General features: G+C 45.7%; 17 protein-coding genes. 13 read left to right on the top strand and 4 right to left on the bottom strand.

Annotated elements, in window-relative coordinates:
- Positions 1–320 precede the first annotated feature (320 nt).
- Positions 321–683 (top strand): hypothetical protein, encoded by a 363-nt coding sequence (locus A8O23_RS21370; RefSeq protein ID WP_153042029.1) that lies wholly within the window; start codon positions 321–323, stop codon positions 681–683.
- On the opposite strand, the gene A8O23_RS01190 is transcribed toward A8O23_RS21370, so the two are convergent.
- The 3 genes from A8O23_RS01190 to A8O23_RS01180 all read right to left on the bottom strand — a co-directional run bounded on the left by A8O23_RS01190 (position 673) and on the right by A8O23_RS01180 (position 2,850).
- Positions 673–1,257, bottom strand: coding sequence for a carboxymuconolactone decarboxylase family protein (locus A8O23_RS01190; RefSeq protein ID WP_066615508.1), 585 nt, complete (start codon positions 1,255–1,257; stop codon positions 673–675). The genes A8O23_RS21370 and A8O23_RS01190 overlap by 11 nt on opposite strands.
- Before the next feature lie 503 nt (positions 1,258–1,760).
- Entirely contained in the window at positions 1,761–2,318 is a 558-nt protein-coding gene (locus tag A8O23_RS01185; protein ID WP_066615507.1) for a peroxiredoxin, read from the bottom strand.
- 55 nt (positions 2,319–2,373) lie between these two features.
- Positions 2,374–2,850, bottom strand: a complete 477-nt coding sequence (locus tag A8O23_RS01180; RefSeq protein ID WP_066615506.1) for a Dps family protein — start codon at positions 2,848–2,850, stop codon at positions 2,374–2,376.
- Positions 2,851–3,129: 279 nt separating this feature from the next.
- Here A8O23_RS01180 and A8O23_RS01175 point away from each other — a divergent pair, with 279 nt between their 5' ends.
- The gene (locus A8O23_RS01175; protein ID WP_066615503.1) at positions 3,130–4,065 is read left to right on the top strand and encodes a hydrogen peroxide-inducible genes activator; all 936 of its coding nucleotides are present in this window, start codon (positions 3,130–3,132) and stop codon (positions 4,063–4,065) included.
- Positions 4,066–4,135: 70 nt separating this feature from the next.
- Here the strand turns inward: A8O23_RS01175 and A8O23_RS01170 are convergent, their stop codons facing one another.
- Positions 4,136–4,906, bottom strand: a complete 771-nt coding sequence (locus A8O23_RS01170; RefSeq protein WP_066615500.1) for a DeoR/GlpR family DNA-binding transcription regulator — start codon at positions 4,904–4,906, stop codon at positions 4,136–4,138.
- A gap of 486 nt (positions 4,907–5,392) precedes the next feature.
- Between A8O23_RS01170 and A8O23_RS01165 the strand changes: the two genes are divergently transcribed.
- From A8O23_RS01165 to A8O23_RS01115, 11 genes are all read left to right on the top strand, one after another.
- A complete protein-coding gene (locus tag A8O23_RS01165) occupies positions 5,393–7,027 on the top strand; it encodes a glycerol-3-phosphate dehydrogenase/oxidase (protein WP_317039502.1) in 1,635 nt (544 codons plus the stop codon).
- 12 nt (positions 7,028–7,039) lie between these two features.
- Positions 7,040–8,560: a glycerol kinase GlpK gene (gene glpK, locus A8O23_RS01160; RefSeq protein WP_066615499.1), complete on the top strand. Its 1,521-nt coding sequence runs from the start codon at positions 7,040–7,042 to the stop codon at positions 8,558–8,560.
- A gap of 6 nt (positions 8,561–8,566) precedes the next feature.
- Positions 8,567–9,295, top strand: a complete 729-nt coding sequence (locus A8O23_RS01155) for an MIP/aquaporin family protein (RefSeq protein WP_066615498.1) — start codon at positions 8,567–8,569, stop codon at positions 9,293–9,295.
- Between the two features lie 149 nt (positions 9,296–9,444).
- Positions 9,445–10,827: a glycerol-3-phosphate transporter gene (gene glpT, locus A8O23_RS01150; RefSeq protein ID WP_239693297.1), complete on the top strand. Its 1,383-nt coding sequence runs from the start codon at positions 9,445–9,447 to the stop codon at positions 10,825–10,827.
- Between the two features lie 43 nt (positions 10,828–10,870).
- A complete protein-coding gene (locus tag A8O23_RS01145) occupies positions 10,871–14,104 on the top strand; it encodes a SusC/RagA family TonB-linked outer membrane protein (protein WP_082882833.1) in 3,234 nt (1,077 codons plus the stop codon).
- 23 nt (positions 14,105–14,127) lie between these two features.
- Complete coding sequence (locus A8O23_RS01140; protein WP_066615496.1) at positions 14,128–15,594, top strand: SusD/RagB family nutrient-binding outer membrane lipoprotein; 1,467 nt, start codon at positions 14,128–14,130, stop codon at positions 15,592–15,594.
- A 44-nt stretch (positions 15,595–15,638) separates the two neighbouring features.
- On the top strand, positions 15,639–16,928 hold the full coding sequence (locus tag A8O23_RS01135) for a DUF5689 domain-containing protein (protein WP_066615492.1): 1,290 nt from the start codon (positions 15,639–15,641) through the stop codon (positions 16,926–16,928).
- A gap of 288 nt (positions 16,929–17,216) precedes the next feature.
- Complete coding sequence (locus A8O23_RS01130) at positions 17,217–18,404, top strand: phospholipase D-like domain-containing protein (RefSeq protein WP_066615489.1); 1,188 nt, start codon at positions 17,217–17,219, stop codon at positions 18,402–18,404.
- A 126-nt stretch (positions 18,405–18,530) separates the two neighbouring features.
- A complete protein-coding gene (locus A8O23_RS01125) occupies positions 18,531–20,771 on the top strand; it encodes an alpha-N-acetylglucosaminidase (protein WP_239693296.1) in 2,241 nt (746 codons plus the stop codon).
- A 303-nt stretch (positions 20,772–21,074) separates the two neighbouring features.
- Positions 21,075–22,484, top strand: a complete 1,410-nt coding sequence (locus A8O23_RS01120; RefSeq protein ID WP_066615875.1) for a calcineurin-like phosphoesterase C-terminal domain-containing protein — start codon at positions 21,075–21,077, stop codon at positions 22,482–22,484.
- A 67-nt stretch (positions 22,485–22,551) separates the two neighbouring features.
- On the top strand, positions 22,552–23,466 hold the full coding sequence (locus tag A8O23_RS01115) for a glycerophosphodiester phosphodiesterase family protein (RefSeq protein ID WP_066615484.1): 915 nt from the start codon (positions 22,552–22,554) through the stop codon (positions 23,464–23,466).
- Positions 23,467–23,524: the final 58 nt, after the last annotated feature.

Genomic DNA, 23,524 nt, shown 5'->3' with positions numbered 1-23,524 from the left:
CTAGTTGTTTGTTTTCAGTTCCGTTTTCGAACTAATTTCTGAATAATAAGCCTAAAACGCCTTCTGCTGAAAAGTGGAAGGCGTTTTTATTTTAAGCTTAGGGGAAACTTCTGTTCTGGTTTCATCTGGCGCAAGCGTCCGCTTGTGTCCGCACGCATTCCAGATACTCCCCCTTTGAAGGGGGCGAAAGGGGATGTTTACAAAGGAGTGTCCACGCATTGCTGATAACCTATTTGGAGGGGCAGGGCTAGATAGCCTCTTGTTCGGTCATCCCGAGCGGCGACGAGGGATCTAACGAAGACATCTTATAGCAGAATGTAATGCGGCGGCCACCGCAGCGGACAGGTCAAGCCCTGTCCGTACATTATATTATCTGGCATGCCGAATCCGGCTGGTGTAAACATCCCCCTGCCCCCTTCAAAGGGGGAGTTTCTACTGGAGTAGCAAATGCACAATTAAAAGGCTTTTACAGCAACCAGCAGACCGGCCATAAACGCTTGCTGAAAATACGTTGTGGTGTTTTTCAGACCTACCAGTGTTTCCGGCCTGCTTTTCAAAAACAAGTCAATACAGATAATAAAAGAAAACCGCGAAAGCTTTTCAGCTCTCGCGGTTTCTTGGCCCACTGCCGCTTTCACGGCAGTGGGATGTATTATATAAAAGTGAAGAAGCTTAACGGATAACTTTGCTCACACCCACCACCACGGCAGCAATGCGCACGGCATCAAAAATACGCTGCTCAGAGGCACCAAGTTTACGTACCGAATCCTCGTGAGAGGTAACGCAGCGCTCACAGCCGTTGATGGCGGAGATGGCCAAACTTACCAACTCGAAGAACTCTTTACCACCCACTGGGTTCATCATGATGTTCATTTTCACTTTTGCCGGAGCCGACTCATAAAAGTCGGTGTGCATGAAGTGTTTGAAACGGTACAGGATGTTGTTCGTGCTCAGCAGTGAGGTAACTGCTACGGCCTCGGCCAACTCGGCTTCAGAGGCTCCGTTGGCGGCTGCCAGTTCGCGGAAAGCATTAGTGAGGGCGTTGTTCTCTTCATTCACCGCTGCTGATAAGGCAACTAAATAAGCCTCTTTCAGGGTCAGGGTTTCTGCCTGCAGCGACGTTTTAAGGTTGATGCGCAGGTCCTTCAGGTACTTTGACTCGCCTTGCACCAATTGGTCTAAACGGGCGAAGTTATGGTCAGAAAGGCCAAGGTCTTTCAGGAAATCTTGTTGGGTCTCTTGTATTACAGAAAGCATGATATTAATTGCTTATTGTTGATGGTTGAATGTTTTGTAGAAAGGAGAATTAGTTATTAAGCCTGTCAGAGAATCTGCACTTGGAGTAGTTGTGCGTGAGGGATAGCAGCGGAAAGCCCACAGGGCAAGGCACGTAGCCCGAGGACTTGCAGCGGATAGCCCGACCCTTTAGGGGCACGCCAGAAAAGAGTCTCTGAGACTTGAGTTCTGAGTCGCGAGTCTGGGAATAAAGAAATTTACGGCAGCTGTTTTAGGACTACTTTTTGAAAAACAGGCTAATAACAGGAGGTAAACTTTCTTCTTCTGTTGGCAAAAAACACCAGCTTGGAAAAGGATCTTTTCTCCATCAGCCTTTCTTAAAGCTTAAAATACCTGATCGCTTTTCCCTCGAAAACTAAGAACGAGTAATCAGCAGCTAATTTGTTTGCGAGGGCCGGAAACCTCTGTCAGTAGCTCCCGGCCCGTCGCAAACTCCCTTTAAAACAAATTCTTCAGGTTGAAATTTATGCGGATAAGGTAGCTTCGCCTTTTTTCCAGTTACAAGGGCACAGCTCATCAGTTTGCAGGGCGTCCAGCACGCGTAGTACTTCGGCCACGTTACGGCCTACGCTTAAGCCGTTCACGCTCACCCACTGAATGATACCTTGTGGATCAACAATATAAGTAACACGGTACGCTACTTTTTCTTCGGCGTCTAGGATGCCAAGTTCTTCGGCTAAAGACTTTGAAGTGTCAGCCAGCATCGGGAAACGAAGGCCACGCAGATCATCGTGGTCGCGGCGCCAGGCGGCGTGCACGAACTCTGAATCGGTAGAGGCACCAATCAATTGGGCATCACGGTCACGGAACTCGTCGTAGTTTTTGTTGAACTCGGCAATTTCAGTAGGGCAAACAAAGGTGAAATCCTTAGGCCACCAGAACATCACCAACCACTGGTCTTTGGCGCGGTGCTCTTGCTCGGTGATGGTTCTAAACTCTTGGTCTTTTTCTAAAGACACAACAGCTTTTTTAGAAAAGGCAGGGAACTCTGCCCCAACAGATAATACTCGGTTTTGGTACATGATAAATATATAGCTAGTAAAAAATTAACAAAGGGTTCAGTAGGGCTGGCGCTGTTTATTTGGCTAAGAAGGCATTTAGCATCCAAAGCGTTTTCTCCAGTGTGTTCAGGTCATCTGAGATCAAGCCTTGTGTGCCTTCATCATCTAAGTCAGATGCCAAAGTCAATACCTCACGCTCCAGCTGAATAATTTGTCCAATGTTTTGAACAGTGGTACTTACTGTTTCCTGATCTGAAGTAAGATTATGAGCTTCTTTGATAGAAGAGTGTTGCAAATACTCAGAGAAGCTGTGCAGCGGGGTATGGCGAAGGGTTAAAATTCGCTCGGCTATTTCATCGATTTTCTCGATGGCCGCCGTATAGAGTTCTTCAAACTTTTCGTGCAACTGGAAGAAGTTTGGGCCTTTTATGTTCCAGTGGAAGGCTCTGAGGTTTTGGTAGTACACATGGTAATTGGCCAGTAACTCATTCAGTTTTACAGCCAGCTCTTTGGTGTCTTTACGCTCCAAGCCCAATTGGTTTGTCGTTTCCATAGTTTTTAAGATTAGTTGGTGTGACAATTACTATTGTCTAACCTTACGACAAAGGTGAGGGAAACGGTTTTATAGATCAAATTAATAAATACTATGAGTATATAGCTTAAAACTATCATATATACGTTCTCTATATAATCAATTTATTATCATATACTTATGAAGAAAAACTAAGCTTTATATTTTAATTGTATAATATTTATACCTAATCTTACATGGAAATTTGCCTTAAAAACAATCTCCCATAAGCGCTGTTACTCTCTTTTTTAGATTATATAAATGACAATCACCCAATTAGAGTATTTACTGGCTGTAGACACTTACCGGCACTTTGCAACTGCCGCTGAAAAGTGCTTTGTTACCCAGCCAACTCTTAGTATGCAGCTCCAGAAAATGGAAGAGGAGCTGGGGGTGCAGCTGTTTGACCGTAGCCGGGTGCCGGTACGACCAACTGAATTGGGAAAAGAAGTCATCACCCAAGCTCGGATTGCCGTAGCCGAATTCAAAAAGATAGAGGAGATTGTTCAGGTGCAGCGAGATGGTGTGAGTGGTGAATTGCGTGTAGGAGTCATCCCTACCCTAGCTCCATACCTTATCCCGCTCTTTATTACTGATTTTATCAAGAAGTACCCGCAAGTACATGTTACCATACAGGAAATGGTAACCAGCAGTATTGTAGAAAAGCTACGCCTGGAGTTGATTGATGTGGGCTTGCTGGTAACTCCTCTGCAAGACAAATCTATTTTTGAGATACCTCTCTTTTACGAAGCTTTTGTTGGCTACCTGCACCAAGACCACCCGCTGGCGGAGCAAAAGGAAATTACTCCAGACAATATTGACTCTTCAGACCTGTGGCTACTGAACGAGGGCCACTGTTTCCGTAGCCAGGTACTGCAACTATGCAACCGCGCCAAGAGCTCTAAAAACATGCATCTGGACTATGAGAGCGGCTCATTAGAAACCCTTAAGCGCATTGTGGAAACCCAGAGCGGCATGACGCTGCTGCCGGAGCTCTCTGTGCTAGACTTGCCTCAGAATAAAAAAGCGGTGATACGCCCGTTTGCTGAACCACAGCCACTGCGTGAGGTGAGCTTGGTGGTGCACCGGAGTTTCCTGAAGAAAAAGATGATTGAGTCTCTCCGCGAGGAAATACTTTCTCACTTGCCAGACGGGCTGCGCGAGCGGAACCCCGTGCGGGTAGTGAAGATAAAGTAATGGCGTTTTATGGCTGATTTTAAGAAAATAGCCATAAAACGAGAAATGTAAAGTTGTGAGAAGTCAGCCTTTAAACAATCGTTACTTTTACCCCCATTCCTTGTAAACTTTTAAAGGTGTGGTCTGAAATTCCTTTATCTGTAATAATCTGGTCAATTTCATCAAAGCCACAAATTTTCCCAAAGCCCCGTTTCCCAAACTTAGAGGAATCTGCCAACACAATGGCTTTCTGTGAAATATTGATCATTTGTCTGTTCAAATGTGCTTCCATCACGTTGGTTGTGGTTAAACCAAACTCCAAGTCAATTCCATCCACACCCAAAAACAACTTGCTGCAGGAGAAATCAGCCAATACACTTTCAGCATAAGGACCAGTTACAGAAGAGGAGCTTCTTCTTAAAATGCCGCCTAACTGAATTACCTCTACCTCAGGGTGGTGAAGCAACTCAAGAGCAACATTTAAAGCCGAAGTTATGACTGTAAGGTTTTTAAGTAAACTTGGTTGAATAAGTTTGGCCAGCGCCAGCACGGTAGTACCAGAAGCAATCAAAATAGAATCATTTGGCTCTATCAAACCTGCCGCTGCCAGCGCTATACGGTTCTTTTCACTTGCCTGTAAATTCTCCTTCTCATTTACAGGCAAGTCAATTGTGTAAGGGTTATATTGGGTAGCCCCCCCATGCGTCCTAAACAGCAACCCCTTATCTTCTAACAGCTTCAGGTCTTTTCTGATAGTAACAGATGATACCCTTAACTCATCACACAAATCTATTACTGCCACCTGCCCTTTCTGCTGGAGCTTATTTATTATATGCTGATGCCTTTCGGTTAAATTTATCATTGGTGACACATCAAGTAATTAACAATAAAACGAAACAACTTGTAATATTCAGCCATTTATATACAATATTTAATTCTTTCTTACTAAATCCAAACCGCCTAAATAAATCAGCACCCAAAATAAACTTACCTGCAACACCACCTATTGGCTACACCACAATGTATAGCTGCTTTCATTCTATAGATATAACCCTGTTCTTCAGATAATATTATGCAAAAATGAGGCTCCCCATAAATATTTAGTTTTGTTTAAAATACCAATGCTTGCTTATGCTTGACAGACTGAATCACCTTCTTTATCTGGAAGAATGGAAAACAAACTAATGTAGCACGCTTTACTTTCAGCCAACTTAAGATATTGCCATTCTTTCAAAAAAACTCATGTACCATATAATAAAATTATTTTATTTCTTTTGGTTTTAATAAATAACTAACATACTTTTAATACGGAAGCATATGAAAGCACTTTATATAAATTACAACACAAGTGAAACAAAAAGAACGCAAAATTTTACATTTCAACAGAGAATCGTTCTTAGAGCAAGTTAAAAACCATGACACTCCATGGGACATGATTGTAATTGGCGGCGGCGCCACAGGACTGGGAGTAGCGCTGGATGCAGCTTCAAGAGGCTTTAAGACCTTACTGCTAGAACAGGCAGACTATGCAAAAGGAACCTCCAGCAGGAGTACCAAATTAGTACATGGAGGTGTCCGTTATTTGGCTCAGGGGGACATAAAGTTAGTATATGAGGCTCTTTATGAAAGAGGGCTTTTACTGCAGAATGCGCCTCACCTGGTAAACATACAGTCTTTTGTGATACCTAACTACAGCTGGTGGAACGAACTATTGTATGGAGTGGGGCTAACGGTCTATGATCTAATGGCTGGCAAGTACCGCTTAGACAAAACCTCTGTTTTGTCTGGTAAAAAAGTAGCTAAACTATTGCCTAACATACAGTCCGCGGGGCTAAAAGGTGGCGTTCAATACTTTGACGGCCAGTTTGACGATGCCCGGCTCGCCCTAAACCTTGCCCAAACCTGTGCCGAGCAGGGCGGTGCCCTAATCAATTACATGCCTGTAGTGGATCTTTTGAAAGATGCACAGGGCAAAGTTAATGGGGTGAAAGCAATGGATTTAGAATCGGGGAAGGAGTATCTGCTACCATCAAAAACAGTAGTAAATGCCACAGGCGTTTTTGTTGATGAGATCCTGCAGATGAATGCGCCAGAGCAGCAGCCATTGGTAAGGCCAAGCCAGGGGGTGCACGTGGTGCTCGATAGTTCTTTTTTAGAGGGCAACCATGCCTTAATGATTCCCAAAACTCCAGATGGACGGGTTCTATTTATAGTACCCTGGCACCAGCACCTTCTGGTAGGCACTACCGACACTCCTCTTGACCAAAGCAGCTTAGAACCAAGACCACTAGATCAGGAAATAGATTTTATTTTAGAGACCGCTGGCAAATACTTGGTGCGCAAACCCGGCAAGGCAGATGTTTTAAGTGTTTTTGCCGGCTTGCGTCCGCTAGCAGCCCCTAAAAAGGACACGAACAGCACCAAAGAGATTTCCAGAAGCCACAAACTTCTGGTAGACTCTTCGGGCCTCTTGACAATTACCGGAGGCAAATGGACCACTTACCGGAAAATGGCGCAGGACACAGTAGACAAAGCCATTGAAATTGGACTTCTGCCTAAAAAAAACTGCATTACCTCCAACCTTAAAATTCATGGATACGCGGCTCCGCAGGAATACTCTGAATATTTAGACATTTATGGGTCTGACAAGGCCTCTATACTTAAACTTGCCACTGAATTTCCAGAATTAGCTAAGCCTTTACATGCGCGGTTCCCTAACATAGCTGCAGAAGTAGTTTGGTCTGTTCAGAATGAAATGGCCAGAACTGTAGAGGATGTCTTAGCCAGAAGAATGAGAATCTTGTTCTTAGATGCCAAGGCTGCCATAGAAATGGTTCCTGAAGTGGCAAGGCTTATGGCACAGGAGTTACGTCATGGCCATGAATGGCAACAGCAGCAGACCAAGGCTTTTTTCTCTCTTGCCTCCCGCTATTTATTAACACCATTATCACCTGAACATTCAATGGCACCATCCTTCAGATAACCATCAGAAACTATGGCTAAATATATACTCTCTTTTGACCAAGGCACCACAAGCTCTCGTGCAATAGTTTTTAACAAACAAGGAAATATTGTATCGCTAGCACAGAAAGAATTCACTCAAATTTACCCTGAACCTGGTTGGGTAGAGCATGATTCCAGTGAAATATGGTCAACTCAGGTTGGAGTTGCCGCAGAGGCTGTCTCTAAGGCTGGCTTAAGGGCAGAAGACATTGCCGCTATAGGCATCACAAATCAACGGGAAACTACAGTGGTCTGGGACCGCAGAACCGGATCAGCTATCTGCAACGCCATTGTCTGGCAAGACCGCCGCACCGCCTCCTACTGTGACAGCCTAAAGGCACAAGGCCTGGAAGACATGATACAGCAGAAAACTGGTTTGGTGATAGATGCCTACTTTTCAGCCACTAAAATTAAGTGGATGCTGGAAAATGTACCCGGTGCCAGAGAAAAGGCAGACGAAGGCCAGCTGGCTTTCGGGACAATAGACTCTTGGCTTATCTGGAACTTGACCAGAGGGAAAGTACACGCAACAGATGTCACTAACGCGTCTCGCACACTTCTCTATAACATTCACACTTTAGATTGGGATAATGATTTGCTGTCTCTTTTTGATATACCCCACAGCATGCTGCCCCAAGTAAAGTCTTCCAGCGAAATAGTAGGCGAGACTTCCGGCTCATTGTTTGCCACCTCAATTCCCATTGCGGGTATTGCAGGAGATCAACACGCCGCGCTGTTTGGGCAAATGTGTACAAAGCCAGGCATGGTGAAAAACACCTACGGCACCGGTTGCTTCATGCTAATGAACATTGGCGAGAAACCTATTCTTTCCACAAACAAACTAGTCACCACCATTGCCTGGAAAATAGGAGACCAGATCCAATACGCCTTAGAAGGCAGCATCTTTATAGCCGGGGCAGTGGTTCAATGGCTCCGCGATGGCCTTGGTATTATCTCCCACTCCGCCCAGGTAGAGGAGCTTGCCCAGAAGGCAACCAGTAGCGAGGGTGTTTACATGGTACCTGCATTTGCCGGGTTAGGTGCGCCGCATTGGAACCAGCATGCCCGTGGCACCATAGTGGGCATGACCCGTGGCACAACATCTGCTCATCTTGCAAGAGCCGCCCTGGAGAGTATCGCCTTCCAAACCAGAGAAGTTTTAAAAGCCATGGAGGCCGATTCTGGCATATCCATAAAAGAACTGCGAGTAGACGGAGGAGCGACAGAAAACAACCTTCTCATGCAATTTCAGGCGGACATTCTTAATGCCTCTGTAGTACAGCCTGCTATAACCGAAGTGACCGCCATTGGAGCCGCCTATCTTGCCGGGCTTGCCACTGGCTTCTGGGAGAACGTGGAAGAAATACAGGAGCAATGGGAAATCAAGAAAAGCTTCAAAGCCAACCATGAATTTCCAACCGAGGTGCTAGTAGAGGGTTGGGAAAGAGCCGTAAGAGCCGCTAAGGTATGGGCGGAAGATAGTAAAGCAGAAACTGTAACTTCTTTAACATAAGATCTTATGTCAGCATTTACTGCCGAAGTTATAGGTACTTTGTTCCTGATCTTATTAGGAGGAGGCGTTGTGGCCAACGTAGTGCTGAAGGGCACCAAAGGACACAATAGCGGTTGGATTGTCATTACAACCGGTTGGGCTCTCTCTGTTTTTGCTGGTGTGGTCATTGCAGGCCCTTATAGTGGCGCTCACCTCAATCCGGCAGTCAGCATAGGATTAGCCATTGTAGGGAAATTTGAGTGGAGCCTAGTTGGCTGGTATGTTTTAGCACAGCTAATAGGAGCCATTACAGGAGCCCTTCTTGTTTGGCTTCTATATAGACCACATTTCGACTCTACCGAAGACCCCCAGTTGCATTTGGCTGTCTTTAGCACAGGCCCAGCTATTCGGCACCCAGTGTCAAACTTCTTCAGTGAAGCAGTAGGCACCTTTGTTTTGATTTTTGTTATCCTTTACATCACAAACCCGGAAATGGGCGACGAGAAAACACCTATAGGCATGGGGTCTTTAGGAGCGCTGCCAGTGACATTTCTAGTCTGGGGAATTGGTTTATCACTTGGTGGAACTACTGGTTATGCTATTAACCCCGCACGCGATTTAGGACCACGCATAGTGCATAGCTTGGTGCCAATAAAGAATAAATGCCATAGCGACTGGCGGTATGCTTGGGTGCCGATAGTGGGGCCCATTTTCGGTGCAAGCACTGCTGCATGTTTATATCTATTTCTGCAATAAATCACAGCCATGGCACCTAAAGCGACTATTACAGCCCAAAGATTAAGCTTTTGTAAAGTCTTTCTAACAATGCGCAACAAAAGCATATACGCGGCTACTTTTGACAAAAAATTTAAAAACTCACCCACACCATTTCAAGTCCTCCCCCTGTGAAAGTATTGAATAAACAGTCTACATCCGTTAACGGAAAGTCAAGGAAAAACCTCTTTTCGCCCCCTCCGCATAAAGAGGAACTACCCGTGCAGCGAATTGACCCAGAATACAAAAGGCTTCGCCTGCAGGTGTTCATGGGTATTTTCATTGGGTATGCAGGCTATTATTTGGTTCGGAAGAACTTTTCAATGGTCATGCCAGATCTGATTGCCCAAGGATTTTCAAAGGCTGACCTTGGCTTTGCCTTGTCTGGGGTGTCTATTGCTTACGGGCTGAGCAAGTTCTTAATGGGCAGCTTATCAGACCGCAGCAATGCCCGTATTTTTTTGAGCGTTGGTCTGTTGCTTTCTGCCCTTACCACTATTCTGATGGGGGTGGCAACTTGGGCCACCAGTTCCATTTTGATCATGTTTGCGCTCCTGTTCCTGAACGGTTGGTTTCAAGGCATGGGTTGGCCGCCTTGCGGTAGGGTAATGGTACACTGGTTCTCTACTAAGGAACGAGGCACCAAAATGTCTATCTGGAACGTGGCGCACAACATCGGTGGCGGACTAGTGGGTCCTTTAACCATTGCCGCTGTAGCCATATTTGGTACCTGGCAAAGTAAATTCTATTTCCCAGGCATGATTGCAGTTGGTGTAGCGGCCATTGTCTACCTGCTTGTTCGTGACACTCCTCAATCATGTGGGTTGCCAGCTATTGAAAAGTACAGAAACGATTATCCAAAAGATTATTCTGAACAGCACGAGCAGGAACTCACTGCACGGCAGATATTCTTCAATTTTGTATTCAACAACAGAGTACTCTGGTACATTGCTTTTGCCAATGCCTTTGTCTATCTGGTTCGTTATGGAATTTTAGATTGGGCACCTACTTATTTAGAAGAAGCGAAAGGCTTTTCTGTAAAAGAAACGGGTTGGGCGTACTTCGCTTACGAATATGCCGGCATACCAGGAACTCTACTTTGCGGCTGGATTAGTGACAAGGTGTTCAAGGGTCGTAGAGCTCCTGCCACTATAATCTATATGGCTTTAGTTCTGGTAGCCGTGCTGGTGTACTGGAAGAACCCGGCAGGTAACCTCTGGATAGACAACTTAGCCTTAGTAGCTATCGGCTTTTTAATCTACGGCCCAGTCATGCTTATAGGCGTGCAGGCACTAGATCTTGTCCCTAAAAAAGCAGCGGGTACCGCAGCAGGTTTAACAGGTTTGTTCGGGTATCTGGGCGGTGCATTATTTGCCAACATTGCCATGGGCTTTATTGTAGACGCCTGGGGTTGGGACGGTGGATTTAGCATGCTGGTTGCCGCCTGCCTTTTGGCCATTGGTTTTTCTGCCCTTACCTGGAAGCGCGAGAAGCAATATCTCAATGTTCAGTAACCTTCACCATTAAATTTAGCGAAACCACTAACCCTATCTTTATATGAAAACATTTTTACAATTACTGCCACGCAGGTACAGCCTGGGGAGAGGTATTTTACTTAGCTCCTGTCTCCTGCTCCTTGGCTCAGAAATGCTCGCAAGTCCCGCCGGGTATGTAGCGCAGGTTTCTCAGCAAACTGAAAAAGTTCGGATCTCTGGTACTGTCACCTCGGCTGAAATGGGAAGTATGCCTGGTGTGGTAATTACAGCTAATCGAATAGCTTTAGGAGCCACTAACAGCGACGGAACCTTCTCTATAGAAGTGCCCAAAGGAGCAGAAGTTGTTTTCTCCTTTGTAGGTTTCTCGTCTCTCAGAAGATCTTTCACTCAGAATGAGGCAAACGTGACCATCACCATGTCACAGGATAATCAGCAACTTTCTGAAGTGGTAGTAACTGCCTTGGGTATTGAGCGGGAAGAAAAAGCATTGGGTTATGCCGTAACTGAAGTGCAAGGTGATGAATTGACGAATGCTTTGCCTAACAACTGGTCTGATGCCTTAGCTGGTAGAGTAGCAGGCCTAAACTTAATTAAGTCTGGCGGCGGGCCTAGCGGCTCAAACAGGATAATACTGAGGGGTGAAAATGATTTAGGAGGACAAAGCGAGGCGCTGATAGTAGTAGACGGTGTGGTGTTAGGTGGTACTTCACGCCAAACTGGTACTGGTAGCTCTGCTTATTTGCAGAGTGAGTCTCCCGTAGATTTCGGAACTGGTCTCAATGACATCAACCCTGAGGACATAGAAAGTGTAAGTGTGTTGAAAGGCCCTGGTGCAACGGCGTTATATGGTGCCCGTGGCGCGAATGGAGCCATCATCATTACCACCAAGTCAGGTACATCCCGTGACAGAGGTATTGGGGTAACCATTAATTCTAACACTGCCTTTGAAACCATTTCACGCTGGCCAGATTACCAGTACGAATATGGCCAGGGTTTAAACGGTGCTAATTACTACTCTTTCCTGAACACGGAAGACGGCCCCAGTACCCGGAGCACCAGTTCTGCATGGGGGCCTAAGTTTGATGGCCAAATGTTCTACCAGTATGATCCGGAAACACGTACTACCGGGGCTGTCAGAACGCCGTGGGTACCCTACAAGAACAACCGGGAAGATTTTTTCCAGACTGGCAAAACCTTTACCAACAGTATCACGCTTGACGGCGGTACCGACCGCACCACGGCTCGCTTCTCTTATACCAATCTTCAGAATTCCTGGATTATTCCAAACACCGGGTACAACCGTAATACCGTTGCATTGTCTGTTAACCAGAAAGTAACAGATAAGCTGAGAATAGGCACAAAGATCAACTATACAAACAAGTACGCAGACAATCTGCCCTCTACTGGCTACAACAACCAATCGCTTATGTATTGGCTCATGTTCCAGGTGCCTAATGCCGACCTTAACTGGCTGAAACAATATTGGCAGCCTGGCATGGAAGGCGTTGTGCAAAATTACCCGTTCAGCAGCTTGGTAGACAACCCTTACCTGATTGCTAATGAAATGATTAACAGGTCTAACCGGCACTCCATTACTGGTAATGTACAAGCCACCTATGACTTCACAAAGAACCTGAGCTTGATGATCCGCACTGCTCTTGACTATTCATATGAATCTCGTTCACAGCAACGGCCAATGGACACTGAGAAATTTAAACAGGGGATGTACCGTACCCAGAACATCTTCTCTCAAGAAACTACCAGTGACTTCCTATTAAGATATGGACGTGAAGTCGGGGACAGATTTGACTTTAGTGTTTCAGTGGGTGGTAGCAGAATGACGAATCGTTATAACAGAGATGAACTCAGGGCAGATCAGCTGTCTTACCCTAACATCTTCACATTCGCCAACAGTGCCGTGGTGCCCCTAGCCTACCCGTACCGCGCAGAATTTGCGGTAAATAGTATCTACGGCCTTGCCACCTTTGGATACAACGAATGGCTTTTCTTAGACCTGACAGCCAGACAAGACTGGGCTAGTACGTTGGCTACTCCAGGTATGGACAAAGAGTTAGGCTTCTTCTACCCGTCTGTAAGTGTTAGCACTATCATTTCTGAATTAATTCCATTGCCAGAGGCTGTCTCTTTTGTAAAATTAAGAGGATCAGTGGCCGCAGTAGGAAGTGGTTCTACAAGACCTTACCAGACATCTTTTACCTACGCCACCGAACAAGGTTTTCCAGGAGGTTTGTCTAACCCCAGCACTATTGCCAACCCTAACCTGAACTTCATGAACACCCAAAGTTTTGAAGTGGGCGCTGACCTAAGGTTTTTCAATAGAAGAGTAGGCTTAGATGTCTCTTTATACCGCAGCAGAACCTTTGACCAAATCTTACCCGTGCCTATTGATCCTTCCTCTGGATACAGATATGCAACTTTAAATGCAGGCGAGGTGCAAAACCAAGGTATCGAGATTCAAGCTAATGCTGCACCTTTCAGAAACGGGCAAGGCTTCAGCTGGGACATTTTTGGCACATTCACTGCCAACCGCAATAAGGTGGTGGAACTGGCAGACAGCCTACTTACCTATCAGCTGCAAAGAGGACCAGGTGGTCGTGGATCAGTGGAAGCAAGACCAGGTGGCACCATGGGTGACATTTACGGGAGAGGTTACCTTCGGGCTCCAGATGGACAAATCATTTATGAAGATGGCTACCCTCTGTTAGGAGATGAAATGATTCTTTTAGGTAATGCCATGCCAAAATGGAGAGCTAGCTTGGGGAACCAGTTCCGGTACAAGCAGTTTAGCATGAACATTTTGTTCGACGCGCAATTTGGCGCCAAAGCATATTCTTTGACACATGCTGTATTGGCTGAGGGAGGCAAGTTGCAAAAAACAGTACCAGGTCGTTATAACGGTATAATAGGCAATGGGGTTATTCGCACACCAGATGGGAGTTACAGACCAAACGATGTCATTGCGGAACATGCCTGGACCTATTATACTGCGCATTTTGGCCGTGACAATGTAGAAGGCAACCTGTTCAGCACAGACTTTATAAAATTACGTGAAACACGCCTTGACTATAACTTACCAACAAATGTTGTAAAAAGGTTTAAGCTACAGAAAGCTTCTATTGGGGTATACGGCAGAGACCTTTTCATATTCAGCTACTGGCCAGCCTTTGACCCTGAATTCGGAACTATGAACAACGGTACCATTGACGCTGGTTTTGAATTAGGGCAGTTCCCGGCTACCAGAACCATGGGCATTAACCTTACCATTGGTATTTAGACAAAAGACTTAAAGTAAAGAAAATGAAAAGAATAAAGATATTCAGCCTAAGCCTTCTGATTACTTGTTGCTTAGGACTTGCTTTCTCCTGCACCGAGGGGTTTGAGGAAATGAACGAAAACCCCAACCAAAGTGCCAGAGCGTTACCTGAGAATTTGCTGGCACCCGCCATCACAGACATAGTGAAAAGAAATCTGGACCGGGCTATGCGTCTCACCAACGAACTTATGCAGGTGCACGTTACCACGGTAAATTCAGATGAAATTCACCGCTACGTAATTAGAACCGCCGAAGCTGACTACATGTGGACCAACTGGTACATGCAGTTGACCAACATCAGAGACATGTACGTAGGAGCTGAAGAAACAGGTAGTACCGCCTTTATGGGAATTTCTCTGATTCTGGATGCTTGGGTGAATTCATTGATTACAGATACCTATGGTGATGTACCTTACACAGAGGCCATTCAGGGTAAGACTGGGCAGTATATGCCTAAGTTTGACAAGCAGGAGGTAATCTATGCTGACCTATTCCGGAAATTAGACTCTGCCAACGCATTATTAAAAAGAAGCAGTAACCTAACAGCGGTGCAGTCAGAGAAAGACCCTTTGTACAAAGGCAACGTAGCCCTTTGGCGCAAATTCGGCAACTCTCTGTATTTGCGTCTTCTCTTAAGAGTTTCTGGTAAATCAGAACCTATTGCCGGTGGAAAAACAGCCGCAGAAAAAATAAGGGAAATTGTACAGGAAAAACCAGCCGAATACCCCATCATGGCCTCTAATATGGAATCAGCAGTTCTCATGTTCACGGGCGCTGTTCCTTACCAGTCTACTTTTCATACCTGGCGGGCCTTTGACTTTAACGGTTCTTCTTCTCTAAGTCAGTTTTTCGTGAACAACTTGTTGCAATGGGAAGATCCTAGGCTGCCGCTGTGGGCAACCGTTTGGGAAAGTTTCTATTCAGGAATACCAAGCGGCTACCCTGTCACCAACGTACCAGAAGCTCAGTCAAGATACCTTCCAGCTTTGGCCACTGAGCCACGGTTAGGCAATATTCTGAATTACGCTGAGCTGCAGTTCATTCTGGCAGAGGCAGCCCTGAGAGGCTTCATTTCCGGAGACCCTAAAACCTACTATGAAAACGGTGTTACCAGCGCTATTACCTTTTGGGAAGTTCCCGTGCCAGACAATTACTTGGAAAAGGCTGAGGTAAAATGGAACGAAAACCAAGACTTTGAAACCAAACTAGAGCAAATCCATCTGCAGAAGTATTACACTTTGTTTTTCACAGACTTTCAGCAGTGGTTTGAATTCCGCAGGACAGGACACCCTGTTCTACCAAAAGGGCCGGGACTTCAAAATGGAGGCGTAATGCCAGCGCGTTTAAACTACCCACTGTTTGTGCAGACTCTAAACCAGGAAAACTACCGGGCTGCGGTAGCAGACCAAGGGCCAGACAACATAAACACCAAAGTTTGGTGGCAAGAATAACGGGTTAGCCTAATTCATAAGTTTAGATTTTTTAATAAGAAATCATGAAAAATAAAATATTCACGCTATTGAGCCTCTTGTTGAGTGCTCTGGCTTTTACCAGTTGTTTGGAAGAGGACGTAAACAATGCCATTGGCACACCTAGCCCTTATATTTCACTGGAAGATATACGGGCTATGTATAAAGGGAATGATGTAGCCCTTAGCACAGATCAGTTAATGGGTGCTCAGCAAATTTTAGGGGTAGTCATTTCTGATCCTGCGGGTCAGAATGTCCCGGGTGGAAATAACAACATAGTTGTTCAAAGCCACAGAAGAGGCCAGATCAGAGGTATTTCCCTTAATCTGGAAGGAGGAAACACATCAGCTTTTAAGGTAGGCGACTCAGTGGTGGTAAACTTGACAGGGTCTACCCTTACGCAGCGCAACGGTGTTTTGCAGATTACCGGATTATCTACGGATAGAGTGGTGAAAGTATCTGAAAATGCAAAAGTGCACCTGCGGGAGGTAAGCCTTGAACAGTTGGTTACCAGACCTGAGTTGTATGAGGGCACATTGGTGAAGCTAGTGGCCGGTAACGTAACGCCTACCCCTACAGCTTCTACCACTTTTAGCGGCGATAAAACTCTAACAGACGGCGGAGCAAATACAGCCATTTTGCACACAGAGCCAACCGCTGCCTTTGCCAACCGCAGGGTATATGCCAGCGCCTCTTACACCGGCATACCGGTAATAAAGAGAGACGGTGCAAATGGTCCAGAGGCACAACTTTGGGTAAGAAATATAACAGACGTACAAGATCCAAGCGGACCTATATATCCAGGTTTCCCGGAAAGTTTTGAGGGCATTCCTCAAACAACAAAGCCAAGCTACAACATGGTCAACGGAGACAGAGGAATCTGGGACAACACCGTAGAATTTAGCACCGGCCCTTGGAAACTGTATCAAGCCATCATTGGCAACACTGCTGGTCGTGATAGATTCACAGGAGAGCAAGGAGTCAGAATGCAACAGCAATTGGACTATGACACCTATGTTGAAATGCTTTTTGATGTCCCGAATGGAGCGTCTAAAGTAACTATGCTATACGGCTCTTATTATAACGACGCGTCCAGTACCTGGAGATTAGAGTTCTCACAGGACCAGGGAAGTACCTGGACCCAAATTGGACCTACTATTTCAGATGCCAGCAAAGTAGAAAAAACAGCTGTATTCTTGATGGATGTTACTGGCCCAGTTAGGTTCAGAGTCCTTAAATTAGGCTTAGGTAGAAACTCGGCAACAGTAGATAATGGTCGATTAGGCTTAGATGACTTTGCCATATACCAAAATTAAAAACTGTTTAACGGCTGTTCCCCTCAGAGGCTGCAGCGTTGAACATGTTCTTTCAATTTCCAGAGATGAAGCAGAGTTTTCCTTGCTTCATCTCTGGATTAAATGACCCCTTAATTGATTAGGTAACTTAAGTACCTATATCGGTTCCGTTGCAGGCAAGTTAAAACTATCTTCTTGCCACTCTATTTACAGTTTTGGCTTATTTCCTAAAAATTAAGCCAAAATGGTATTGGTTTAAAAAGTACTGTTTATGACTTAATTCATGCAGTCTACATCTTTAACGCCATTATGTTTAAGACAAAATTTTTATTTCTTCTGTTTCTCCTCGCTTTTTCTAGCTGTAAAACAGAAGAAACTCCCCCTAAAAACGACACTACCATTCCCCTGGAGTCGTCGGTGAATGACCTTATTTTCACCCAGTTAACCCATATTGGTAATTCAGTTGCTTCTCCTGTAATCATGGACAGGTTGATTTCCATGATAGACGCATCTCCTGAAGCATCTTCTCTGCACCTTAGCATATTTGGTTTTACCCATGAAGGAGTCATCAGCGCCTTAAGAAGAGCCAGCGACCGGGGCGTAAATCTGCACCTAATGGTAGACATGAGCCGAGCCGAAACCCAGGCTGAGAATGCGCCTACTATTTCAGAACTCAGGAGCTTTATCAAACCAAACTCAGAGGTGGTAGTGGTAGACAATGATGCCGGCAATACTTCTATTAACCACAACAAATTCGTGATTTTCTCTGAACTCAAGACACCAGACGGGAAAGCGGAGAAGATTGTATTTCAGACCTCGCACAATTTTACTGAAGGCGATTCAAAGAAGATTCAGGAAGCTACCGTACTTTCTAACCCGGGGCTTTACGACGCCTATCTTACTTATTGGAATGACATGAAGGCAAAAGCCTCCAGCGGTATGAAGAATTTTGAGTACAGGGAGTTTGAAGACCCTGCTGCCGGTCTTACTGCTTACTTTTTCCCTAAAAGAAGAAACGGCAGAAATTACGGCACAGACCCCATCATTGATATCTTAAACCAAATCACCGAGCCTTCTTCGGCCTTGATAAGGGTTGGCATGTCTGACTGGACTGCCGCCCGCATAAACGTAGTACAAAAATTAAAAAGCCTGCATGAGCAGGGTGCTACCGTAGAGGTAATAGCCAAAAGCACAGCCGCACCAGAGATTATATCCGCGCTCGATGATTTACATCAGCAGGGTGCCTACGTTAAAATATACAACCTGACTCTCTCTAACCAGCGCAAGATTAACAACCACGCCAAGTTCATGCTCATTAAAGGTAAGCTGAACGGAGAGCAATCTACCTTACTGATTACTGGCACCCACAACTACACCGGCAATGCCGTTTATTACAATAATGAGGTCATGCTCTTGTTCAAGAACCACGCTACGTTCTTTGATTCTTTCATGAGCTACTATGACCAAATGAAAAAGCTTCCGGGTATGGTACGGTAAAGCAGGAGATAATTACTTAACAATCTTTAGTTGCCCGCGTTTTGAAGCTCCTTTTTGGAAATCAGCGCAAAAACAGGATTCAAGGCTTAGGTTTACTATACATATAACTGCCATTACTACCGAACAATGAAAATAATATATAAATACTCCCTCTATTTGATTGCAATTCTATGTGCCATGCAAGGCGCTATAGCCGGCAATACAGGTTCCGGCAAGGCAGTTCTTGATGCGCAGGAGAAAGCGGCCTATGCCTTAATCAAACGTGTGCTCCCCAAACATGCCAATCAGTTTCAGGTAGCAATTATTCCCAGTGATGGTGAAAATGATGTGTTTGAAGTGGAGGGCAAAAGAGGAAAGATTGTACTGCGTGGCAATAATGGCGTGTCAGTAGCCAGTGCGTTAAATCATTACCTGAAAACGTACACCAATTCCCATATTTCCTGGAACGGCTCTACTCTTAACCTGCCTAAAAAACTGCCTGCGGTAACGCAAAAAGACAGAAAAGTCTCCCCTTACAAATACCGGTACTACCTTAATTACTGCACCTTCAACTACACCATGAGCTGGTGGGACTGGGAGCGGTGGCAGAAAGAGATTGACTGGATGGCCATGAACGGCATTAACATGCCTTTGGCCGTAACCGGACAAAACGCCATCTGGGACCGGGTCTACAAAAAACTGGGCTTTACAGACAAAGACTTAGCTAGTTTTTACAGCGGCCCCGCCTATTTTAACTGGTTCTGGATGGGCAACCTTGATGGCTGGGGCGGTCCGCTGCCCCAAAGCTTTATGAAAAGCCATGAAGAACTGCAGAAAAAGATTCTGGAGCAGGAGCGCGCTTTAGGCATGACCCCTATCCTACCCGCTTTTACCGGACACGTCCCCCCCGCTTTCAAAGACAAATTCCCTGAGGCCAAACTAAAGAAAACCCGGTGGCAAGGCTTTGACGAAGTATATATTCTTGACCCTGATGACCCTATGTTCACAACTGTAGGGAAAGAATTCCTGCAGGAGGAAATCAATACCTTCGGCACAGACCATTACTACTCAGCCGACACTTTCAATGAGAACACCCCGCCCACCAATGATTCTACTTACCTGAACGACATCAGTAAGAAAGTGTACCAGTCTATGGCCTCGGTAGACCCAAAAGCCACCTGGATTATGCAGGGCTGGATGTTCTCCTACTCCGCTAAATTCTGGCAGCCTACCCAGATACAGGCCTTGCTCAATGCCGTACCTAATGACAAAATGATAGTACTGGACCTGTACAGCGAGAGTAAACCTGTATGGAGCAGAACCGATGCCTACTACGGCAAACCCTGGATATGGTGCATGCTTCACAACTTTGGCGGAAATGTGAGCATGTACGGCCGCATGAACAGCGTTGCCAACGGTCCGGCCACTGCTTTGCAAGACCCCAGCTCCAGAAACATGGTAGGCATAGGGCTAACGCCCGAAGCTATTGAGCAAAACCCGGTCATGTATGAACTCATGCTGGAAAACGTTTGGCGCAGCACTCCCATCAGTTTGGATACCTGGCTCCCAAATTATGTTCAAAGGCGTTATGGCCAGCAAAATGCATCCGCAGAAAAAGCGTGGGAAATATTGCGCCACACCGTGTACGATGGAGCTATAAAATCTGGCGGGCCAGAGTCTATTATAACCGGCAGACCTACCTTTAACAAGAAAAACCGCTGGACCGACACAGACAAAGCGTACCGCCCTGCCGATTTGATTCCAGCCTGGGAAGGATTATTAGCCGCCTCTAAGGACTTGAAGAACAGTGAGGGTTTCAGGTATGACTTGGTAGATGTAACCCGCCAGGTACTGGCTAATTATGCCGACACCTTGCAACAGCAGTTTGCCATGGATTACCAAAGAGAAGACACTGCCGCATTTAGAAAGCGGAGTCAGCAGTTCTTGGCGGTGATAGAAGACATGGACCGGCTATTGGCCACGCACCACCAGTTTCTTTTGGGCCGCTGGCTTAACTCTGCCAAAGCATGGGGAAAAAATCAAGCAGAGAAAGATTTGTACGAGAAAAACGCCCGCAACCTGATTACCCTCTGGGGAGACAAAGACAGCAGGCTGCATGATTACTCGTGCCGGCAATGGTCTGGTATGCTAACCGGCTTTTACAAGCCCCGTTGGAGCCAGTTTTTTGACTATGTCAACACCTCAATGGCACAGGGCAAACCCATGGATCAAAAGGAGTTTGATAAAAAAATAAAGGACTGGGAATGGCAATGGGTGAATAGTCATGAGCCCTACTCTGATCAGACTAAAGGTAATTCAATAGAAGAAGCCAGAAGCCTCTATCAGAAATATAAACCTTTGTTGGCAAACCAGTATGCCCTTCAATAACCGCCTGCATAAACATTTACAAATGCCTTTAAGTAGGGCATGCGGTCAAATTCTGTTATAGAACTGTTTTATTAAAAGTAGGCCTAAAACAGAACTGAATATCAAGGGCAAACTAGTAGACGGAGTAGTCTTTCTTATATCAGCTACTTCTTTTACCACGGGTAGACCGATATTACTCGTGCACCATAGGCCTATAAAATGATATTATGTTTTCTGTTTTTGGCTTGTTTTTAAAAAAGCATGCCAAAAACAGAAGGCAAACAGCAATATAGAAGTTATAACAAGCACCCTCGCTTAAGTAAAATGAAAAGAAGATTTTTCCTCCAGAGCTTGTTCATCTTTTCCGGAGGCCTAATTATGGCCGGGCCTGGGGTTTTAGCTCAGAGCAAAAAAGTAAAAAGAACTATCAGCGGAACTGTACAGGCGCAGGGTAAAAAACTGGCAAATGTAATCGTCTCAGATGGTTCTGCAGTCGTGACAACAAACAAACGGGGGCGTTTCAAACTTCCCTGCAACCCAAAGGCCAATTTTGTTTTTGTATCAGTCCCCTCAGGCTATGCTTTCCCTACTGAAAATGGCGTTGCCAAACACTACCTTCCGCTTATCCCTGACAAAGACAATCATTATGACTTTGACTTGGTACCCCTTTCAAAAGATGACAGTCAGCACTCGTTTATCATTTGGGCAGATCCACAAGTAAAGAACAAACAAGATGTAGCCTTAATGATGCAGCATTCTGTGCCAGATGTGCAGAAACTGGTGCAAAATATGGGGCCTGACGCACTGGTACATGGCATTGGCGTGGGTGACTTAGTATGGGACAACCACCGGCTTTTTCCGCAGTACAATAAAGCGGTAGCGGCCATGGGCATACCGTTTTTTCAAGCGCTCGGCAATCATGACATGGACTACCGACAAGGAGGAGACGAGACCTCAGACATTACCTTCCAGAAAGTGTTTGGCCCAACCTATTACTCATTCAACCGGGGCAAGGCACACTATGTTGTGCTGGATGATGTGCGGTACCTGGGCAAAGAAAGAGAGTACGATGGTTTTATTACGGCGCAGCAGTTAGACTGGCTCAAAGAAGACCTAAAGCATGTTTCAAAAAACAAGCTAATTATTTTATGCGCCCATATTCCGGTTGCAAGGGTAAAGAATAATGAAGAATTGTATTCGCTGTTGCAGGGTTATCAGGTACACATTATGACGGGCCACACCCATACTAATTACAATACAGCCAGAGAAGGAATATTTGAACACGTACACGGCACCGTAAGCGGTGCCTGGTGGACAGGCCCTATCTGTACAGACGGAACCCCTAATGGCTATGGTGTGTACCAGGTAGACGGCAACCAACTGAAGTGGTACTACAAATCTACCGGTCATGATCCATCGCACCAGCTAAGCATTGACGTCCAACAGCTCACAGACCAGAAACGATTTATTGCTAATGTGTGGAATTGGGACCCGGCTTGGAAAGTAGAATGGTATGCTGACGGCAATTACATGGGCGCATTGGAAAACAACAAAGGATTTGACCCAGTTGCCGTACGCACCATGCGTGGTGATCAATTACCAACCCGCCGGCCCTTTGCCGAGCCTTCCCGAACGGAGCATTTGTTTACAGGACATGTGAAACCAGAGGTAAAACAAATTAAAGTAGTAGCCACCGATCGTTTCGGCAATAAGTATGAAAGTACGGCAGGTTAACCTGGTTAAGCAAAATTACCTGAACGCCTATAACTCATATTTCACCCTTTAGAAGTAGAGAAAATCCATGAACAAAGCACTTACCGCTATACTTCTCAGTGCTACTCTGCTGGCAGGCTGTAAAAGCAGCAAGAATATAGCGCAACAGAACATGCCAGATTTACCCACTTTTGACACCCAGGGGCACCGCGGCGCGCGTGGGCTTCTGCCAGAGAACAGCATACCCGCCATGCGTATGGCCTTAGACGTAGGGGTAACTACCCTTGAGATGGACACCCACATCACCAGAGATGACCAGGTGGTGGTGACCCATGACCCACACATTAACGCTAACTACGCGCGGCTGCCTAACGGCCAAGAGATAGCCAAAGAAGATGCAAAGAAACACGTAGTTTACCAAATGAATTATGACCAGGTGCGGGATTTTGAGCTAGGAACTAAACCATACAAGAACTTTCCGGAGCAGCAGCAGGTCAAGACCTATATTCCCAGGCTGGCAGAACTGATTGACTCAGTACAGTCTTACCTAAGAGCAAAGAACCTGCCCCAGGTTTTCTATAACATAGAAACCAAGTCTAAGCCCGCCGGAGACAACAAATTACACCCAGCCCCCGATGCCTTTGTGGCCATGCTCAGGGAGGTGGTGGAAGAGAAAAAAATCGTTCCTTACGTCACTATCCAGTCCTTTGACCCGCGCACGTTACAGGTTCTGCACCAGAAATATCCGCAGGTGCGCACCGCCCTGCTGGTAGATAACAAGAAATCTTTTGAAGAAAACTTGCAGCAACTAGGCTATACCCCCACCATTTACAGCCCCAACTACAAATTGGTGACTCCAGAATTGCTCCAGAAATGCCACCTGCAAAACATCAAAGTAATTCCTTGGACTGTGAATACCCTTGAAGACATGGAGCGCCTGAAAGAAATGGGCGTAGACGGCATTATCTCAGACTACCCCAACCTGTTCCAGCAATTGAAATAGACATGGTTACCTGTTTCTGGCTTACTTTTTCAAAAACAGGCCTGAAACAATAATCTCA

It is taken from the genome of Rufibacter roseus, assembly GCF_001647285.1.
Taxonomy (GTDB): Bacteria; Bacteroidota; Bacteroidia; order Cytophagales; family Hymenobacteraceae; genus Nibribacter; species Nibribacter roseus.
The sequence above is the reverse complement of the archived record's forward strand: the minus strand, read 5'-3'. Positions and strand labels throughout refer to the sequence as shown.

Bases quoted from the DNA above. Each gene is read 5' to 3' on its own strand.
- A8O23_RS01140 (WP_066615496.1), top strand. From the start codon at position 14,128: ATGAAAAGAATAAAGATATTCAGCCTAAGCCTTCTGATTACTTGTTGC.
- A8O23_RS01185 (WP_066615507.1), bottom strand. From the start codon at position 2,318: ATGTACCAAAACCGAGTATTATCTGTTGGGGCAGAGTTCCCTGCCTTT.
- A8O23_RS01175 (WP_066615503.1), top strand. From the start codon at position 3,130: ATGACAATCACCCAATTAGAGTATTTACTGGCTGTAGACACTTACCGG.
- A8O23_RS01180 (WP_066615506.1), bottom strand. From the start codon at position 2,850: ATGGAAACGACAAACCAATTGGGCTTGGAGCGTAAAGACACCAAAGAG.
- A8O23_RS01170 (WP_066615500.1), bottom strand. From the start codon at position 4,906: ATGATAAATTTAACCGAAAGGCATCAGCATATAATAAATAAGCTCCAG.
- A8O23_RS01190 (WP_066615508.1), bottom strand. From the start codon at position 1,257: ATGCTTTCTGTAATACAAGAGACCCAACAAGATTTCCTGAAAGACCTT.
- A8O23_RS01145 (WP_082882833.1), top strand. From the start codon at position 10,871: ATGAAAACATTTTTACAATTACTGCCACGCAGGTACAGCCTGGGGAGA.
- A8O23_RS01155 (WP_066615498.1), top strand. From the start codon at position 8,567: ATGTCAGCATTTACTGCCGAAGTTATAGGTACTTTGTTCCTGATCTTA.
- glpK (WP_066615499.1), top strand. From the start codon at position 7,040: ATGGCTAAATATATACTCTCTTTTGACCAAGGCACCACAAGCTCTCGT.
- A8O23_RS01135 (WP_066615492.1), top strand. From the start codon at position 15,639: ATGAAAAATAAAATATTCACGCTATTGAGCCTCTTGTTGAGTGCTCTG.
- A8O23_RS01115 (WP_066615484.1), top strand. From the start codon at position 22,552: ATGAACAAAGCACTTACCGCTATACTTCTCAGTGCTACTCTGCTGGCA.
- A8O23_RS01120 (WP_066615875.1), top strand. From the start codon at position 21,075: ATGAAAAGAAGATTTTTCCTCCAGAGCTTGTTCATCTTTTCCGGAGGC.
- A8O23_RS21370 (WP_153042029.1), top strand. From the start codon at position 321: ATGCGGCGGCCACCGCAGCGGACAGGTCAAGCCCTGTCCGTACATTAT.
- A8O23_RS01125 (WP_239693296.1), top strand. From the start codon at position 18,531: ATGAAAATAATATATAAATACTCCCTCTATTTGATTGCAATTCTATGT.
- A8O23_RS01130 (WP_066615489.1), top strand. From the start codon at position 17,217: ATGTTTAAGACAAAATTTTTATTTCTTCTGTTTCTCCTCGCTTTTTCT.